Origin of the sequence: Pontixanthobacter rizhaonensis (genome assembly GCF_012972675.1) — a bacterium.
Lineage (GTDB): Bacteria > Pseudomonadota > Alphaproteobacteria > Sphingomonadales > Sphingomonadaceae > Pontixanthobacter > Pontixanthobacter rizhaonensis.
Map to the genome: position 1 here is coordinate 446,573 of NZ_JABCRE010000002.1, position 17,581 is coordinate 464,153.

Genomic DNA, 17,581 nt, shown 5'->3' on the forward strand with positions numbered 1-17,581 from the left:
TTATGTCAGCGCCCGGAATCCAATCGTACGGTAAGTCTGCGGCATTTCGTCCAGACGGAAGGGGCGCAGCTTGCCGCCCTTGGCCTCTGGCCGGATTCCGACCACAAAAGTATGGACAACCGGTTCCAAGCCCTCCGCCTCGACGCGCAACCGGACCAATGGAACGTAAAGTTTGGCCGATCCCTGTGCGATCCAGCGGATACTGCCGACGGGTAGGCGCAGCTCGCCTTTCAGTTCCTGACTGCCGCCTTTTTTGATGGCGGCAATAATGCTGACGAATGGCAATTCGGATCCACTATGAGCGACCTGCTCGTCAATCGGCGCTTTTCCATGTGCGGAAATCATATCCGCGCTGATGGATATTTCTTCCAGATCTTTGCCGCCGATATTCATAAATTCAAACCGGTAGGACAATGCAGCATTCATTATGCTGCGGCTGAGAGATATTGCCTCGGCTTTGATCTGGATAGGCAGCAGCGGCGTTGCCGCATCTGCTGTTGTGTCTTGGGCCGCAGCTTGCGCTTCAGCCGCGCTATCCGGTGCAGGGTCAGCGGGCTTTTGCGAGCGAGCCAAAGGCGGTTCAATGGTTGGAACACCAGCGGCCAACGGTGCGCGTTGGCGCCACCACATCACCGCGCCTATCAATAGCAATACCAGCAGGGCGAGTCCGCCGATCCACCACAGATAATTCGGGAGGGGGAGGGCATCGCTGCCGGAAAACTGCGTGGCAGGTGATGCGGCGTTTGGTGTGGTGTCAGCGGGCGCATTATCGGTTGGAAGGCTGGCCGGGCCGTCGGGCAGTGCACCATCTAATGCTGGATCGGGTACCGGTGTGGTGCTTGGTTCAACCGATTGGACTGGCGGGCTGGGCGGATTTTGGGTTCGCGATGGTTGTGGCGCTGCCCGGCGGGGCTGGGGTGCTGATCTGGTTGCCTGAGGAATAGGCTGAATGACCGGCCTAGACACTGTGTTGACGCTCGCTGGCGGCGTTCCATTTGCCGTTTCAGTCGCCGTTTCAGCAGGGGCGGCTTGATCATTGGGTGCAGCGATATCCCGCGGCCGGGTAGCGATAGGGGCTTCGCTATCAACCGGGCCTTGAACTTCAGGTGCGTTACTTGGTGTCGGCGCGGGGGCGGGCGGCAACTGAAAACCGCGTACGCTGCCGGGTGCTGCAACAGCAGCCGTCGCAAGCGGTAGGAGCATTGCAGCAAGCAGGGAAAGAGTAAGCGTGCGTTTCATGGTATGTCTTTGGGGCAGTTCTTAAGCGATGTTCTGGGTGGCTGGCGGTTCGGCTAACTTTCGGGCCAAGCTGGCGCTGAATAGTCACTGAATACCATTATGGCCACAGGTGACTTGTGCGAGAGACGCGATCACGGCATCAGCGCGGCATGACTGACACACCCGATTCATCCAGCCCGAATGTGCAATTTCTTGGCCAGCAAAGCGCCTTGCCTGCCAGCCCTGAAGACGCAAAGCTCGATTATGTGCCCAATCCGCGTGCCGGATCGCTATATCTGATCCGTTTTGCCGCGCCGGAATTTACGTCGCTCTGTCCTGTAACAAGCGCGCCCGATTTCGCCCATCTGGTGATTGATTATGCGCCCGGCGACACAATCGTCGAATCGAAGTCGCTCAAGCTGTTCCTTGGCAGTTTCCGCAATCACAACGGATTTCACGAGGATGTGACGGTGGGAATCGGCCAGCGGCTGAATGACGAGATGAAGCCGAAGTGGCTGCGCATAGGCGGCTATTGGTATCCGCGCGGGGGAATCCCGATTGACGTATTCTGGCAGACCGGCGCGCCGCCGGAAGGGCTGTGGGTGCCGGATCAAGGCGTACAGGGATATCGCGGTCGGGGTTGAAGCCGAATCCAGACAAAAATGTCGTGACTTTGGTTGCGGCAGCCTGAGGGCGACTGCCCGCCGCAGCTTATGCTGCGAAGCCAAGCGAGCCGGATGGCTAGCGCCCGGCGTTTGAGGGTCAAATTAAAAAAGGAAAATGGTGCCGGCTACACGATTCGAACGCGTGGCCTGATGATTACAAAGCTAAATGACCCACGGTTTTCTGAGGTTTTCTGTCTGAAATCGTTCCAACATCGTGTCGTATTTCCGTAAATGTTGGAACGATTTTGCCTATGAAACGGTCATTGCTAATCGGATAGGAAGTCTGTTTGGCGAGGTGGAGGAGTAACTAGATGCACCTCGGTTATTCGATAGGTTGCCCGGCCCAATATAAGGCCTTGTGGATCCAAGAATGCTCGCTCAAACATCGTGACGTTCAGGATGCTGTTTGGCGGAGCGCTAACTCTGTTTTCTTGGAACTCGATCACCCAATCTGCTGCCGCATCGACCATCTCGGCCGAAATGGCCCGGCCGTTCCATAAAAATGACCATTGAGCGGTTCCTTCATACTGTGCAGATTTGATCCGAAGATCTCCGCGAATTGTCGAAACGCTCTCTTCTGGGATACGTTCAAAAGGTGTGCTCGGGAGATCTTCAATCTCATCGGCATCGTTGTAGTCGAATTCGACTACTTCCTTATTATCCTGGATGAATGTTAGGGTGCTGTACCCTTCGCTATGCAGCGGACTGAGTAAGGCTTTTGCTTTGTCGATCATCCGTGGCTCTTGAGCCAATTCATATACGGGCCGTGGAACAATGATGGTATTGCCGTTGCCAGTTATGACAGTGCTGCCATCACCGTGGTTCTCGACGCGGAGTGGATCAGCTTTATTCGCGTTCGCTGTCAACCATTTGAGGAAAGTCAACAACCCCACTGAGCCAGCGACTCCGATACCAATCCATTCTGCAATCTCGCGAGCTGTCTTGGCATTTTCTGATCCAAGAAGATCCTTCGCTTGATCCAGAAAAGACTGAACCAGGCTGATATCTATCATGAAGCATTTTTGCTCAACGTCTGTGTTCACCAAGACTTTAATCTCAGTCTGCGAACCATTGAACTTTCGATTGGCCGTTTGGATCATATCTGCGAGCGCCAGCAGGGCTGGTGCGAGATCCTGAACGTCCATCTCATGATCTACCAACGCGGGACCATCATACTTCAGAGTTGTGCGAGCGTGCTTACTCATTTCAGCCATTTGTTCCCTCACTGATGAACCACAAATTGTCCATAATGCAGTTGATGCCAACACTTATGTTGGAATTCCAACATAAAAAAGTTGGAATGTTTCAAATGAAACTTCTTCTTAGTCGGGCTAACGCATTGTTTTCAAATGGGAAAAATGGTGCCGGCTACACGATTCGAACGCGTGGCCTGATGATTACAAATCAACTGCTCTACCAACTGAGCTAAGCCGGCCCATCAACAGCACTCTAAAGTGAGTGCGGAGCGCCCTTTGACTCAAAATGCGCCAAAGGTCCACCCCTCAGTTGCAGCTATTTGCAAACTCATGTGTTTTGGGGCCCATCTCGGCGGTTCTACGGCCACTTTTCTGAGCCATGCGGCAGTTAAAAGCGCATCGGAGGAGTGGTCGTCGATTGCACCTGTGTGCTTCACGGGCTGCGAATCGAGCTGTGTTAGTGCTTCATTGAGCTGAGCGTAGTCCCTCACTTTTGTTCGGCCCGGCGGCCGGCCTGCCTCAATCGCGGCAAGGCCGGTATATATTTCGGTAATAACAGAGCCTGATTCTGGCAGGGGATCAATCGGCCATACCGGTATCGCATCATTAAGCTGGTGTAACATTCGCATACCGGTGAGGCTGGATTTGCCGACTTGGGCCGCACCAACCAGATTGAAATTGCTGTAAGGTTTGCACTGCTGTTGTTGCTGGGCCAGCTCTGTCAGGCGGAAGCGCCCGCGTTTGTCGTTCGCACCCGGGGTATGAAACAAGTCCCCCTCACGCCCGCCATGACGGCGAAAATAGCGCGAGAGATCGGGATGATCGACAAAGCTGCCTGCTTCAAGGTTGGGATCATTGGTGCAGATCTGATCGATTAATGCCCACAGGGCACGCGCATTGGCGGGCGTTTCGGCCCAACCGGGAAAATACGCGCCGCAATCCGCAAACGGCAGCGCGATGCCCAAATCGAGGCCAATCAAAGTGTTGGCGGGCAAAGTGTCACGGATGAAGGCCAGAACTTGGGTTCGCGACCATGCGGCATCGCTTTTCACCAGAACCGGCGCTGTGTTTCCCGCCCCGCCTGCTGCAATGGCGATCGCGATTCCCTTTTGCCGCGGTCCGGCGGCACCAGACCAGTCAATCGCGCAGAAATGGTCGAAAACCGGGATGCTCACGTAACACTCACGGCGCGCTGTTGGGGCCGCGCAACTCGTCGCGCTTTTTGTCCCACCATTCCATACGTTCGCGCACTTTGCGTTCAAAGCCGCGTTCTACCGGTTCATAATAGGTCTGCGGCTCCATGCCTTCCGGCCAGTAATTATCGCCTGAAAAACCATCTTCCAGATTGTGATCATACGCATAATCTTTGCCATAGCCGATATCCTTCATCAGCTTGGTTGGCGCGTTGAGGATGTTCTGCGGCGGGGACAGGCTGCCGGTTTCTTTCGCGTTTTTGAAAGAGGCTTTCTGCGCCACATAGGCGGCGTTCGATTTTGGCGCGGTGGCAAGATACAGGCACGCTTGAACAATCGCCACTTCGCCTTCCGGGCTGCCCAGAAATTCATAGGCTTGTTTGGCGGCAAGACATTGGGTGAGGGCCTGCGGATCAGCAAGGCCGATATCTTCGCTGGCGAACCGAACCAAGCGGCGCAGCACATAGAGTGGCTCCTCACCCGCTGTCAGCATTCTGGCCATATAATAGAGCGCGGCTTGCGGGTCTGATCCGCGCAGGCTTTTATGGAGCGCGCTGATGAGATTGTAGTGCCCGTCACGATCCTTGTCATACACTGCGACGCGGCGCTGCAAGAATGTGCCCAGTGCAGCAGGATCAAGCGGCGCCTCTATCTTGGCGGCGTAAAGCGTTTCGGCTTGGTTGAGCAGAAACCGCCCGTCACCATCAGCAGATGCGATCAGTGCATCACGGGCATCGGCGGTTAGCGGCAACGGGCCTTCCAATGCTTCTGCGCGGTCCAGCAATGTGCCCAATGCGTCATGGTCCAACCGTTGCAGAATCAAGACCTGCGCGCGGCTCAGCAGAGCAGCGTTGAGGGCGAAGCTGGGGTTTTCAGTGGTCGCGCCGACCAGCGTCACTGTGCCGCGTTCCACAAAGGGCAGGAAACCATCCTGCTGCGCGCGATTGAAGCGGTGGATCTCGTCCACAAACAGCAAAGTACGTTGCCCCGCCGCTGCGGCCTTGTCAGCCAATGCGAAGGCTTTCTTCAGGTCAGCTACGCCGGAAAAAACCGCACTGATTGCCTCAAACCGCATACCGACTGCATCGGCCAGCAGGCGCGCGGTGGTGGTTTTGCCGGTTCCGGGCGGCCCCCACAAAATCATAGAGGATAAGCGGCCCGCTGCGACCATCCGGCCAATCGCGCCCTCCGGCCCCGTAAGGTGCTGCTGCCCGATAACTTCGGATAGCATTTGTGGGCGCAACCTGTCTGCGAGCGGCGCATCTTCGCGTACCGTGTGAGGCGTATTATGCTGGGAAGGATCGTCACCAAACAAATCTGTCATGATGGTGCGATAGGGCAGGGCGGTTGGCATTGCAGCCAAAAAACGCGGGCTAGCCCTTGCACGGCCCTGATACCGCCCCCGCACGGACCTGACTTGCATTTGGCGCACCCCACCTATTTATGGTAGCCCCCCTCCATTATAACGATGGAGGGGAACATCATGACGGATCACGTCAAAACACCGTGGCATCTTTGGGCCGTTGGTATCATCACATTGCTGTGGAACGGCATCGGTATTTTCAGCTATCTGATGACCCGGCTGGGCAAGCTTGAATCGCTGGGCATGACCGCCGAGGATATTGCCTTTTTTGAAAGTTTTCCGGCATGGGCCAATGCTCTTTGGGCAATGGGTGTATGGGGCGCATTTGCGGGGTCGATATTGCTGCTTTTACGCTCCCGCTGGGCGGTTACCTCCCTTGTGATTGCCGTGATCGGCTTGTTGGGTACGACTTACTTTCAGCGCATGATGATCGAAATTCCGGAAAAGCATGACAGCATCCCATTGTCGGTCATGATCTGGGTCATCACAGTGTTTATGCTGTGGTATGCAAGCCGGATGAAACGCGAAGGCGTTTTGCGGTAATCAGCGTTTCGGCCGCTATTTTTTGGGCGCTATTTTTTGGCGCTATCAATCAGGCGTAGATAGGTGTCAGCCACCGCCTGATTGATGGCGTCCCAGCTATATTCCAAGCTGCGCTTTTCGCCTGCTGCCCCGTGGGCATGGCGCACGGCATCATCGGTTAGATAGGGGCTGATGGCGTCGGCCAGCTTCATCGCGGAGCCGGGCGGGACCAAATGGCCGGACACGCCGTCCTGAACCAGGCTTTGACTGCCGGTGGCTGCAGAGGCGACCACAGGCAGGCCAGATGCCATCGCTTCCAACGTGACATTGCCGAATGTCTCGGTGACCGAAGGGTTGAAGAATACATCACCGCTGGCAAGCGCGCGGCCCAGATCAGCACCCATCTGGAAGCCGACAAAAATGCCGCCGGGCAGGTGCTGTTCAAACCAATTACGGGCCGGGCCGTCCCCGATAACCAGAACCTTATGTTTCAATTGCCGCTTGCGCAGTTCGATGATTGTCTCGGCAAATATGTCGAGACCTTTTTCCATCACCAACCGGCCCAAGAATACGATTGCTATATCATCATCTTCGATGCCGAGCGACCGGCGCCACTCAAGATCGCGCCGTTCTGACGCAAATATCGTCCGGTCTACGCCGCGTGACCAGATTGAAACATCATCATTCATGTTCTGCTCTCGCAGAACTTCGACCATGCTTTCTGATGGCGTTACCAGCGCGTCGCAGCGCCTATACAGCCCGCGAATCCAGCTTTCCAAAATGGGTTCAAGAAAGCCCATTTTGTAATATCGGGGATAGGTTTCAAACCGTGTGTGAACGGAAGCCAGAACCGGAATATTTTTGCTGCGGGCCCATTTTACCGCCGCACGTGCGCTAAAATCCGGTGATGAGATATGAAGCAGATTCGGAGCGAACGCTTCCAAATCCGCTTTGACTTGCGCAGAAATTCCCGTGGGAATGTGATATTCCGACCGGCCGGGAATCGCGAATGATGGCAGGCTGACCAGATCGCCTTGCGGTTCAAAAGCTGGCGTGTCGATGGTCGGTGAATACACTCTCACCTGCGCGCCCATGCGCAGCATATATTCAACCAGCCGGTTCAGCGCTTTGTTCGCGCCGTCCAGCGTCATGTTGTAATTGCCGCTAAATAGGGCGATCCGAAGGTCAGACATCTGCATTACTTTCGCGCTGTACGCATCAATTGTTACTTTGGCGAGAGGGGAGTTAACCGCAGATTACGTGCCATCCACCGTGATAAGCGTAAGAACGCTTGACTTGCTGCGGCGCAGCATTAGTGACGCCGACGGGCCACGCGGTCCCAACGCCGCGCGAGCTCTCTGTAAGGAGAGAATACATGACAAATACACCTGCGCTCAAACCTGAGCGTCCATTTTTTTCGTCCGGTCCCACTGCCAAAATTCCTGGCTGGTCGGCACAATCCCTTGAAACAAAAGCATTAGGCCGTTCGCACCGCTCTGCCGTTGGTAAGGCGCGGCTGAAATATGCCATCGATTTGACTCGCGAATTGCTGGGCGTTCCCGACGATTATCTCGTCGGTATTATGCCGGGTTCCGACACCGGTGCGCTTGAAGCCGCGATGTGGACTATGCTCGGCGCACGCCCGGCGACTGTCGCTGCGTGGGAAAGCTTCGGCAATGTCTGGATCCAGGATGCGGTCAAACAGCTCAAGCTGAAAGACCTGACCGTTCTCGACGCCGATTATGGCGAAATTCCTGATCTGGCGAGCATTCCGCAAGACAATGATGTTGTCTTCACATGGAATGGTACGACTTCGGGCGCCAAGATTAAGAACACTGACTGGCTTGCTGAAGGCCGCGAAGGCATCACCATCAACGATGCCACCAGCGCGGTATTTGCGCAGGAAATGGATTGGGCGAAGCTCGATGCCACGACCTTTAGCTGGCAAAAAGTGATGGGCAGCGAAGCGCAGCACGGAATGCTGATCCTCAGCCCCAAAGCGGTTGCACGGATCGAAAGCTACGATCCGGAATGGCCGCTGCCGAAATTGTTCCGCATGAAGAAGGGCGATAAAATCAATCGCGCTATCTTTGAAGGCGCGACGATTAACACGCCAAGCCTGCTTGCAACCGAAGATTACATTATGGCTCTGGAGTGGGCGAAATCCCTCGGCGGACGTCAGGCCATGTTTGACCGGGCTGATGCCAATGCCAAGATCGTAACCGACTGGATCGAAGCGACACCGTGGCTACGCAATATGGTTTACGATCCGGAACAACGCACCAACACTGGTGTCTGTTTCGTATTCCAGGGTGACTATTACGATAGCCTCTCGCCAGAAGAACAAGCGGCAGTACCAAAGACCATCGCGTCAAAGCTTGACGAGCTTGATGTCGGCTATGACTTCAATGGCTACCGCGATGCGCCGCCAAGTCTGCGGATCTGGTGCGGCGGTACGGTTGAGCAAGAAGATTTGCGCCGTCTGCTGCCATGGATTGAATGGGCTTACGCAGAGCTGCAAGCCTAACTCCACCCCGAACAGTTTTCTCGTCATTCCCGCGAAAGCGGGAATCCAGAAATACTCAGCGCATAGCTTACCGCTCTGGATTCCCGCTTTTGCGGGAATGACGAAGTCAAAGGTATTCCGATATGACTAACGTAACGACCAAACCACGCGTTCTTATTTCCGATAAGATGGATCCTAACGCAGCCCGCATTTTTGAAGAGCGCGGCTGCGACGTAGACGTTATTACAGGTGAGACACCTGAAGAATTGATCGCTCGCATTGGTGAGTATGACGGCCTTGCCATCCGGTCCTCGACCACGGTCACACCGGCGGTGCTTGATGCTGCGACTAATCTGAAAGTCATTGGCCGCGCCGGTATTGGTGTGGATAATGTCGACATTCCTTATGCCAGCGGCAAGGGCGTTGTTGTGATGAACACGCCATTTGGCAATTCCATCACTACGGCTGAACACGCCATTGCGATGGTGATGGCGCTTGCCCGTCAAATCCCGATGGCGGATGTCCGCACGCAGGCTGGCGAATGGCCCAAGAAAGACTTCATGGGTGTGGAGATTACCGGCAAAACCCTTGGCCTGATTGGCGCGGGTAATATCGGTTCCATCGTCGCCAGCCGCGCGCTTGGTTTGAAGATGAAAGTGATTGCCTTCGATCCTTTCCTGACCGAAGATCGCGCGGTGGAAATGGGTGTAGAGAAGGTTGATCTGGACGGTTTGCTGGAACGGGCCGACTTTATCACTTTGCACACCCCGCTAACCGATCAGACACGCAACATCCTGAGCCGCGAAAACCTTGAGAAAACCAAGCCTGGTGTCCGCATTGTCAACTGCGCACGCGGCGGTTTGATTGACGAGGCAGCTTTGAAAGATCTGCTGGAAAGCGACCATATTGCTGGCGCGGCGCTTGATGTGTTTGCGCAAGAACCCGCCAAAGAAAACCCGCTGTTCGGTACCAAAAACTTCATTTGCACCCCGCATCTTGGCGCATCCACAACAGAAGCGCAGGTGAATGTGGCCCTGCAAGTGGCGGAGCAATTGGCTGACTATCTGGTCAATGGCGGCGTGACCAACGCCCTCAATATGCCGAGCCTGAGCGCTGAAGAAGCGCCGAAACTGAAGCCCTATATGGCGCTGGCCGAAAACCTTGGTTCGCTGGTTGGGCAGCTGGCCCACGGCAATCTGACCAAAATCAGCATTGAGCGTGAAGGCGCCGCTGCCGATTTGAATGGAAAGCCGATCACTGGCGCCGTTCTGGCTGGTTTCATGCGCCAATATTCCGACACTGTGAACATGGTCAATGCGCCGTATCTCGCCAAAGAGCGCGGTATGGAAGTGCGTGAAATCCGCAATGAGAAAGAAGGGTATTACAACACCCTGCTGCGCGTTACGGTTGAAACTGAACAGGGCAATCGCTCTGTCGCGGGGACATTGTTTGGCAGCGAAGCGCCGCGTTTGGTGAACATCTTTGGGATTGGTATCGAAGCCGACCTTACGGGGCACATGCTGTATATCGTCAATGAAGATGCGCCGGGCTTTATCGGCCGGATCGGGTCGTTGCTGGGCGCGAATGGCATCAATATCGGCAACTTCAATTTGGGTCGCCGTGAAGGGGGCGGGGAAGCTGTCCTGCTATTGTCGGTAGACCAGGCTATTCCTGAAGATCTTGTGCAGGAAGCGTCCGCATTGGAAGGCGTCAAAATGGTAAAGGCGCTGACTTTCTAACGGCACGTGCCGCAATAGACTTCAAACCATCCGTCATTCCTGCTTTCGCAGGCGTGACGGATTGGTTAGAGGCCCCATTATGACCAACCGATCCGACGATTTGCTGCCCATCGGGCTATCCGACCGCTTGCCTGCCGAGGCTGCCATTGCGACTGACGCAATGCGCAAAGTGCTCGATACGATGGATGCGCATGGCTATGATCGCGTTCGGCCGCCACTGGTGGAATTTGAGCGGTCCATGGCGGAACGTATGGCCAGCAATGGCGATAGCGTTTCTGCCCGGCGAATGTTTCGTTTTGTCGATCCGGCCAGTTTGCGCACGCTCGCGCTGCGTAGTGATATGACAGTTCAGGTTGGCCGGATCGCGGCAACATCGCTTGCTGCAAGCCAGCGCCCGCTTCGCCTGTGTTATGCCGGTGAAGTCGCGGCCATCACTGCGGATCAGCTCGATCCGGCACGCCAGCGTTTGCAACTGGGCGCAGAGATTATCGGCACCGATACGGTTGCTGCGGCGGCCGAAGTGGTTGAGCTCGCGATTGAAGCCTTGAAGGGCGCAGGCGCGACCGGTGTTTCAGTGGATTTCACTCTGCCGGATTTGGTCGATACTCTGGCCCAAAGCGCAATGCCTTTGTCAGACGATCAAAAGTCTGCTGTGCGCCGCGAATTGGATACCAAGGATGCTGGCGGCCTGAAGCAAGCTGGCGGCGAAGCTTACCTCCCTCTGCTTTATGCTACCGGTGATTTTGCTGATGCTATTGAAAGGTTGCGCAATATTGATGCGGGCGGGGCATTAGCCAGTCGGATCGAGGGGCTGGAAGCGATTGCAGCGCGTGTTTCCACGCAAGCCCGCGTGACGCTGGACCCGACAGAACGCCACGGGTTTGAATATCAAAGCTGGTTCGGCTTTACGATTTACGCGGAAGGCGTGCGCGGCGCATTGGGGCGTGGCGGAACCTACTCCATCCGCGGAACGGACGAGGCTGCTACTGGTTTCTCCCTCTATCTCGACCGGTTGATTGATGCATTGGATGAGACCCCAAAGCGTGACACCGTGTTCCTGCCGTTGGGCTATGATGTCGCTGCAGCGAATCGGTTGCGGGCGATTGGGTGGCGCACAGTGGCGGCCTTGTCAGAGGATGACCGCGCTGCTGCGCTCGGCTGTACCCACCGTCTGGAGGGCGGCGAGGCAGTAGCCCTTTAATCTGTATATTATCGCGGAATGTCGCGTAGTAGTGCTTGACCCTGTTTACTCAGCGCGAGTAAGCTTTTGGGACATCGCGGCCTTTGGTCCGCTGCAATCCATCCCTTACGTCGAGTCCTGTCGAAGGACGTCTGAGGATCCCCGGGCAGGGGTGAAGGTATATCCATGGCTAACGTAACAGTAATTGGCGCCCAGTGGGGCGATGAAGGCAAAGGCAAAATCGTTGATTGGCTGGCCAGCCGGGCAGACGCGGTTGTACGCTTCCAGGGCGGCCATAATGCGGGCCATACTCTGGTTATTGACGGCAAAGTGTTCAAGCTCAGCCTGCTGCCTTCGGGCATTGTTTCGGGCACGCTATCCATCATTGGTAACGGTGTGGTCCTCGACCCGTGGGCGCTAAAAGAAGAGATTGAAAAGCTGGAATCGCAGGGCGTCACCATTACGGATGACAATTTCGCGATTGCCGATAATTGCCCGCTGATCCTGCCAATCCACCGCGATTTGGACGGATTGCGCGAAACCGCCGCCGGCTCGGGCAAAATCGGGACCACCGGTCGCGGCATCGGCCCTGCCTATGAAGACAAAGTTGGCCGCCGCGCGATCCGTGTGTGCGACTTGGCGCATTTGGATAAGATGGAATCCCAACTGGACCGTCTGTGTGCGCATCACGATGCGTTGCGCGCCGGGTTTGATGAACCACCGGTGGACCGTGACCGGTTGCTGATGGATCTTAAAGAGATCGCCGAGTTCGTGCTTCAATATGCGCAGCCGGTGTGGAAACGTTTGAAAAAGGTGCGCAAAGCGGGCGCCAAGATTTTGTTCGAAGGTGCTCAGGGCGTATTGCTCGATGTGGATCACGGCACGTATCCCTTCGTCACCAGTTCCAACACGGTCAGCGGTACAGCGGCCAGCGGTTCGGGCCTTGGTCCCAATTCAACCGGCTATGTGCTGGGCATCGTAAAAGCCTACACCACGCGGGTCGGTTCGGGGCCGTTCCCCACCGAGCTCGACGATGCAGATGGGCAGCGTTTGGGTGAGCGGGGCCATGAATTTGGCACTGTTACGGGCCGTCAGCGCCGCTGCGGCTGGTTTGATGCCGTGCTGGTGCGGCAAAGCTGTTCGATCAGCGGCGTTACCGGAATTGCGCTGACCAAAGTGGATGTGCTCGACGGGTTTGAAACGGTCAAAATCTGCACTGGATATCGGCTGCGCGGCAAGATCATGGATTACTTCCCCAGCCACGCGGCGGATCAGGCCGAGGTTGAGCCGATTTACGAAGAAATGGAAGGCTGGAGCGAAAGCACGGCGGGCGCGCGCAGCTATGCCGATTTACCGGCCAATGCGATCAAATATATCCAGCGCGTTCAGGAACTGATCGAAACGCCGGTTGCGCTGGTATCGACCAGCCCCGAACGGGACGATACGATTTTGATGCGCGATCCGTTTGAGGATTGATAGAACGGGCTGGGCTGCGTAGCGTACAATGATGCGCTATGCAGTTCTCCTAATCGCAATGCTGCTGGCTGCGTGTCAGCCGACATCCGGCCCAGCTCCGGAACCTGCACCGGCCAATATCGTCCCCGCCGCCGCTGATTTCGTGTTGGTCGATAAATCCGACCGGACGCTTGCGGTGTATTATGAAGGCAAATTGATCAAAACCTACCAAGGCATTGGTTTCGGCGATGCGCCAAGCGGGCATAAGCAGTTTGAAGGTGACGAGCGCACGCCAGAAGGGCTGTACACTATCGATACGCGCAACCCCAACAGCGCCTATCACCTGAGCTTGCGAATATCCTACCCCAACACAGCAGATCGTGCCCGTGCAGAATCTATCGGCCGCGATCCCGGCGGGGATATTTTTATTCACGGACAGCCCAATGCAATGAGCGGTCTTGGCCCCGACGCGCGCATCCCTGGTGACTGGACCGATGGCTGCATTGCCGTGTCCAATGCCGAGATAACCGAGCTATGGAATGCCATCCCTGATGGGACCCCGATCGAGATACGGCCTTGACCTGATCTCTATTTGTTCTCATTATGTTTCTGTTAACTCTATGAGTCGGCGGGAACGGGTGAACTGATGGCGCAAGCGGATTTTGAATATCAACCAGCGAGTATAGCACCTGAAGCGGCGAATGATGCGGCTGGGGTTGCGCTGGCCGTATCGATCTATTCCGATCGGGCGCATATGCGCGACATGATGCGCGATGATGCGCAGGCAGCCGGCTTTCGATTGGGCCAAGTGGGTGATTTGGATGCGCTGCTGGGAAAAGCAGCGGTCCCGCTGGGCGATGTCATTTTGCTTGACTGCCCCATAGCAGGCGGCGGTGTTTTGGCGGCTTTATCGCGGCTTGATACGCGGGCTGCGCATTCGGGTTCTCAGCTGATTGTTTCTACATCTGTGGACGGGTTGGACGGCGTGTTCGGCTGTCTGGAACAGGCCGATATGCAGTTGCTGGTCGATCCGACTAGGGGCGAGCGCGTAATTGCGCTTGGCAGAGCGTTAGCCAAGATGCCGGGCATGCGGCTGCGCGAAATAAATGATGAAGACCGGCTGACATTGATCCGCTTGACCGAGCAGGTCGGCCAGATTGCCGAACGGCTGGAGCGGATGGGCGCAGCCGGACAAAGCGCACATGGCGGGGCATTCCGTTTTGAAAGCCCCGACCCGAAGTTTCACGGCCAAACAGGACAGGACGGGTCGGAGCGGCTGGTGCGGGCGAAACGGCCATCCCTGCCCGATCCGCGCTTGGTCCGCCGGATTATCCGCCAGCGCCAAGCGCGTGCCAAGTTCTTTGACGGGGAACTGTTCGCTGATCCGGCGTGGGATATGCTGCTGGATCTGACGGCTGCGCGGGCCGAGCACGTGCGCGTTTCGGTGACATCTCTGTGTATTGCATCCGGCGTCCCACCCACCACGGCGCTACGCTGGATCAGCCAAATGGTGGAGGCTGGGCTGCTGGAACGAGTGGAGGATGAAAGCGATAAACGCCGCGCCTTCATCGCGCTAAGCGATAGCGCCGCCGACGCAATGGCGCGGTATTTCGCGGAACTGGCAAGCGATGGCGCGGGTTTGGTGTAACGCTACTGATCTTGCATCGCGCGGTACACGCCGAACGCTATATCAATACGGTCTTGATTGGTGCGTCGTCTTTCCCACAAAGAAATCCAGTTCCGGCTGCGAGCTAACTGCTGCCTGAATACCGCGAATTCTTTTGGTGCGGGTGTTTATGACGAACCGGTGAATGGAGGATTTGACATCCTGTAAGCTGATCGTATCGGCGGTCCTACCCGTCACTCGCAACTGTGTGTGGGGTTTGTTCCGGTCACCGCGCATACCGCCAGCTTGCGACGTTACAAACCAGTTCCAGATATTGGATCCTTCTTCGGATATTTCAAAACGGCCGCTTTGATTGACCTCGCCGCTGGCATTGAAACGGTCGTAATAAATTGCGCCCACATTTTGCCCGGTCACACCCTGCGGAGTCCAACGCATTTCCTCTGGCCCGCGTGGTTTTGGCGGAGACGTTGGTTGGCTTGTGCGTGCTTGCGGAGGAGATGATGTCGCGGCCTGTTTGGAAGCTGGCCGGACGCGAATAAATGACAGCACGTCATTAAAGTTCTGATTCGTCAGACAGGGTTGGAACGAGCTCAGGGTTTTGGTCACACCACCACGGGCATAATCATTGGACGAAACCACCGCTTCATATCCGTTCTGGATTTTGATGGATGAAACGGTGTCATTCGGCATTCCCATGCGGACCAAAGTTGCACTGTCCCAAGTGCCGATGTTCAGGCCGATTGCTTTTCCGGTGTAATTGCAACCTTCATATAAAATCACTCTGGTATTGCCGGATAGAACCGGCGCGGGAACCCGGTTTGCTGTGTTCTGGCGCGGCGGGGTGGCTGCTGCGCGTCTGGTGGCAGGCTGCACGCGGATATACGATAATACGTCGTTGAAATCCTGATTGACCAGACAGGATTGGTAGGTGCTGAAAGTCTTGTTCACGCCGCCGCGAGCGTAATCATTAGAGGATGCCACCACTTCATATCCGGCTTGGATCTTGATCGAAGAAACAGTGTCATTTCTCATGCCCAAGCGGGACAATGCGGCTGTATCCCACGCGCCGGCATCCAGACCAACCGCCTTGCCGGTGAAATTGCACCCTTCATATAGGATGGCTTTGGTGTTCCCTGCCAAAACCGATGTGGTGTTCCGGTTTGGGGTGCTGGATGTTGTACGATTTCGGGTGTTTGAACTGGTGCGATTGTCGCTGCTATTCGTTCGCTGGCCGCGCTCCACTGCCTTAACAAAATCCGCTAGCGCGCCTGCCAATCCTGATCCTTTGGATGGCGGAGGAGAAGCGGGCGGACTGCTGCGTGTTGGTGCTGACCGGCTGGGTGTATCATCAGCGGAGAAAACAGTAAGTCCGCCGCTGCTGGCGGTATTACCGTTTGCTGATCGTGCCCGCGGAACACTGCTTGCCGGAACAAGGTTTAGTCCCATCGCATAGACCCTTTTCTTGTCCGCGCGGACGGTTAGTCCGGAAAATCTCAGATTATTGCCAAACAGCTGTTTGGATCGGCCATTTGCCAATGTGGATTGAAAGCCGCGTTTCGCGCCAGCTTCAGTTGTCAGCAAGAAAGAAGCGAGCGCTCCGGCAGGGCTGGTTTCAACTTCAAGCCCGTTGATGATGTCATCCCAACCCACGCTGACCCGTATTTGCTTCCCGACAAGCCGCCCGGCATAATTTGTACTGACGGGATCTGAATTGATATCGGGTTGATAATATATCTGAACCCCGTTGATCGCATCGACAGATTCATCATAAAATACGACAATCTCGCTCACATGTGCGGTCGGCGGCACATAGATTGTGAACTCGTTGCCCTTATCGAAACCATACGGTTCGGCAAAAGACGCTATCGCTGCTTTTTCGCTTTCATTCGATTGCGCGTGGCCGGGCGCAGAAAGACATACTGCAACAGCAGCGGTTAGCGAAAACAACGTGCGTAACTTCATCCAAATATCCCCAACCTATTGTGTCTTGAAGCGCCAATTTTAGCTATTTTTTTACAGGCAAGAAATGCCCCAATCGCCAAACAGCCCGAACTGATTATGCCTGCGGCCTAGCACGGCTGGACGCGTTTCATTGGTCAATTGCGACATCTGGCGGAATGATTGAGCTTTTGAGGGAAAAGGATATCACGCCCGCTTGAGCACCACCGTCAGCCCTTCTTTAGGCGGATCAAACGGCATTTCGCGGCGCAGGGCATCGGCGCGGGACCGGTCCAAAATTGCCGCCGGTATGGCGGGGTCATAGATCAGAGTGTCGACTGTGCCCAAGATGCGCGCTTGGCGCAGGGTCAGGTCTTCGGGATCGTCGCTGGTCAGCATGATTTCGATCGTTTGCGCGCCTGTGGGTTTTTCCTCCGAAGCGAGCCAGGCATCGACTTTTTCGGCCGAGGCGGGATCGAGCAGATCGAGCGTACCGCCTTCTGCAAGGGCTGCATCCAATGCGTTGCGGCGGTCTGATCCATCAGCCCAGCGCGCGCGCATGGCATCGCGGCTATTTTGCAGCTTGTCCGCCAATGCGCCCAGGCTTTGCGGCAACATAGCTTCCAGCCGCAGCCGCAATTGCTTGGCCATACCGGCGGATGCACCCGATGTGCCGATGGCGATCAATACCGGATCGCGGTCGAGTATGCTGGGTGTCGTAAATTCGCAGAGTTCGGGCCGGTCGGCGACATTGACCAGCAGGCCCTTATCGCTCAACCGTTTGGCGGCGGCTTCGGCCTCGCGCTCATCTTCCAATGCGATGAATGCCAGCTTTGCGTGATGCGCCTCTGGTTCGCCGCAGGGAATACCGCCAGCGCGTTCAATCAGCCGCGTCTTGGCTTCACCCATCTCGCCATCGCCCACAACCACAACGCGCTTGCCAGCAATGCGGTGGAGAAGTGGAAGGGACCGGATCATC

The 17,581-nt window shown here is 56.1% G+C and carries 15 protein-coding genes and 1 tRNA gene; 8 read left to right on the forward strand and 8 right to left on the reverse strand.

Features of this window, described 5'->3' with window-relative positions:
• Positions 1–1,239: a hypothetical protein gene (locus HKD42_RS01990; protein ID WP_170009816.1), complete on the reverse strand. Its 1,239-nt coding sequence runs from the start codon at positions 1,237–1,239 to the stop codon at positions 1–3.
• 149 nt (positions 1,240–1,388) lie between these two features.
• Here HKD42_RS01990 and queF point away from each other — a divergent pair, with 149 nt between their 5' ends.
• Positions 1,389–1,862, forward strand: a complete 474-nt coding sequence (queF, locus tag HKD42_RS01995) for a preQ(1) synthase (RefSeq protein ID WP_170009818.1) — start codon at positions 1,389–1,391, stop codon at positions 1,860–1,862.
• Between the two features lie 287 nt (positions 1,863–2,149).
• Here queF and HKD42_RS02000 read toward each other — a convergent pair whose 3' ends face one another.
• From HKD42_RS02000 to HKD42_RS02015, 4 genes are all read right to left on the reverse strand, one after another.
• Complete coding sequence (locus HKD42_RS02000) at positions 2,150–3,097, reverse strand: LAPAL motif-containing putative phage structural protein (protein ID WP_170009820.1); 948 nt, start codon at positions 3,095–3,097, stop codon at positions 2,150–2,152.
• Between the two features lie 145 nt (positions 3,098–3,242).
• Positions 3,243–3,318 (reverse strand) — tRNA-Thr (locus tag HKD42_RS02005).
• Positions 3,319–3,360: 42 nt separating this feature from the next.
• On the reverse strand, positions 3,361–4,254 hold the full coding sequence (locus HKD42_RS02010; protein WP_425500357.1) for a hypothetical protein: 894 nt from the start codon (positions 4,252–4,254) through the stop codon (positions 3,361–3,363).
• A gap of 7 nt (positions 4,255–4,261) precedes the next feature.
• Complete coding sequence (locus HKD42_RS02015; RefSeq protein WP_170009822.1) at positions 4,262–5,596, reverse strand: replication-associated recombination protein A; 1,335 nt, start codon at positions 5,594–5,596, stop codon at positions 4,262–4,264.
• A 159-nt stretch (positions 5,597–5,755) separates the two neighbouring features.
• Between HKD42_RS02015 and HKD42_RS02020 the strand changes: the two genes are divergently transcribed.
• On the forward strand, positions 5,756–6,178 hold the full coding sequence (locus HKD42_RS02020; protein WP_170009824.1) for a hypothetical protein: 423 nt from the start codon (positions 5,756–5,758) through the stop codon (positions 6,176–6,178).
• Between the two features lie 29 nt (positions 6,179–6,207).
• On the opposite strand, the gene HKD42_RS02025 is transcribed toward HKD42_RS02020, so the two are convergent.
• A complete protein-coding gene (locus HKD42_RS02025; RefSeq protein WP_170009826.1) occupies positions 6,208–7,356 on the reverse strand; it encodes a glycosyltransferase family 4 protein in 1,149 nt (382 codons plus the stop codon).
• Between the two features lie 176 nt (positions 7,357–7,532).
• Here HKD42_RS02025 and HKD42_RS02030 point away from each other — a divergent pair, with 176 nt between their 5' ends.
• From HKD42_RS02030 to HKD42_RS02055, 6 genes are all read left to right on the forward strand, one after another.
• Complete coding sequence (locus HKD42_RS02030) at positions 7,533–8,684, forward strand: phosphoserine transaminase (protein WP_170009828.1); 1,152 nt, start codon at positions 7,533–7,535, stop codon at positions 8,682–8,684.
• A 122-nt stretch (positions 8,685–8,806) separates the two neighbouring features.
• The gene (gene serA / locus HKD42_RS02035; RefSeq protein ID WP_170009830.1) at positions 8,807–10,402 is read left to right on the forward strand and encodes a phosphoglycerate dehydrogenase; all 1,596 of its coding nucleotides are present in this window, start codon (positions 8,807–8,809) and stop codon (positions 10,400–10,402) included.
• A 79-nt stretch (positions 10,403–10,481) separates the two neighbouring features.
• Positions 10,482–11,603: an ATP phosphoribosyltransferase regulatory subunit gene (locus HKD42_RS02040; RefSeq protein WP_170009832.1), complete on the forward strand. Its 1,122-nt coding sequence runs from the start codon at positions 10,482–10,484 to the stop codon at positions 11,601–11,603.
• Between the two features lie 165 nt (positions 11,604–11,768).
• Complete coding sequence (locus HKD42_RS02045) at positions 11,769–13,058, forward strand: adenylosuccinate synthase (RefSeq protein ID WP_170009834.1); 1,290 nt, start codon at positions 11,769–11,771, stop codon at positions 13,056–13,058.
• Positions 13,059–13,086: 28 nt separating this feature from the next.
• On the forward strand, positions 13,087–13,617 hold the full coding sequence (locus HKD42_RS02050) for a L,D-transpeptidase family protein (RefSeq protein WP_170009836.1): 531 nt from the start codon (positions 13,087–13,089) through the stop codon (positions 13,615–13,617).
• 66 nt (positions 13,618–13,683) lie between these two features.
• Complete coding sequence (locus tag HKD42_RS02055; RefSeq protein WP_170009838.1) at positions 13,684–14,685, forward strand: helix-turn-helix domain-containing protein; 1,002 nt, start codon at positions 13,684–13,686, stop codon at positions 14,683–14,685.
• 42 nt (positions 14,686–14,727) lie between these two features.
• Here the strand turns inward: HKD42_RS02055 and HKD42_RS02060 are convergent, their stop codons facing one another.
• Positions 14,728–16,626, reverse strand: a complete 1,899-nt coding sequence (locus HKD42_RS02060) for a hypothetical protein (protein ID WP_170009840.1) — start codon at positions 16,624–16,626, stop codon at positions 14,728–14,730.
• A 183-nt stretch (positions 16,627–16,809) separates the two neighbouring features.
• Positions 16,810–17,580: a precorrin-2 dehydrogenase/sirohydrochlorin ferrochelatase family protein gene (locus HKD42_RS02065; RefSeq protein ID WP_170009842.1), complete on the reverse strand. Its 771-nt coding sequence runs from the start codon at positions 17,578–17,580 to the stop codon at positions 16,810–16,812.
• Position 17,581 lies beyond the last annotated feature (1 nt).

Excerpts from the sequence above, each read along its gene's own strand:
- HKD42_RS01990 (WP_170009816.1), bottom strand. The coding sequence starts at position 1,239 with ATGAAACGCACGCTTACTCTTTCCCTGCTTGCTGCAATGCTCCTACCG.
- queF (WP_170009818.1), top strand. The coding sequence starts at position 1,389 with ATGACTGACACACCCGATTCATCCAGCCCGAATGTGCAATTTCTTGGC.
- HKD42_RS02000 (WP_170009820.1), bottom strand. The coding sequence starts at position 3,097 with ATGGCTGAAATGAGTAAGCACGCTCGCACAACTCTGAAGTATGATGGT.
- HKD42_RS02015 (WP_170009822.1), bottom strand. The coding sequence starts at position 5,596 with ATGACAGATTTGTTTGGTGACGATCCTTCCCAGCATAATACGCCTCAC.
- HKD42_RS02020 (WP_170009824.1), top strand. The coding sequence starts at position 5,756 with ATGACGGATCACGTCAAAACACCGTGGCATCTTTGGGCCGTTGGTATC.
- HKD42_RS02025 (WP_170009826.1), bottom strand. The coding sequence starts at position 7,356 with ATGCAGATGTCTGACCTTCGGATCGCCCTATTTAGCGGCAATTACAAC.
- HKD42_RS02030 (WP_170009828.1), top strand. The coding sequence starts at position 7,533 with ATGACAAATACACCTGCGCTCAAACCTGAGCGTCCATTTTTTTCGTCC.
- serA (WP_170009830.1), top strand. The coding sequence starts at position 8,807 with ATGACTAACGTAACGACCAAACCACGCGTTCTTATTTCCGATAAGATG.
- HKD42_RS02040 (WP_170009832.1), top strand. The coding sequence starts at position 10,482 with ATGACCAACCGATCCGACGATTTGCTGCCCATCGGGCTATCCGACCGC.
- HKD42_RS02045 (WP_170009834.1), top strand. The coding sequence starts at position 11,769 with ATGGCTAACGTAACAGTAATTGGCGCCCAGTGGGGCGATGAAGGCAAA.
- HKD42_RS02050 (WP_170009836.1), top strand. The coding sequence starts at position 13,087 with ATGATGCGCTATGCAGTTCTCCTAATCGCAATGCTGCTGGCTGCGTGT.
- HKD42_RS02055 (WP_170009838.1), top strand. The coding sequence starts at position 13,684 with ATGGCGCAAGCGGATTTTGAATATCAACCAGCGAGTATAGCACCTGAA.
- HKD42_RS02060 (WP_170009840.1), bottom strand. The coding sequence starts at position 16,626 with ATGAAGTTACGCACGTTGTTTTCGCTAACCGCTGCTGTTGCAGTATGT.
- HKD42_RS02065 (WP_170009842.1), bottom strand. The coding sequence starts at position 17,580 with ATGATCCGGTCCCTTCCACTTCTCCACCGCATTGCTGGCAAGCGCGTT.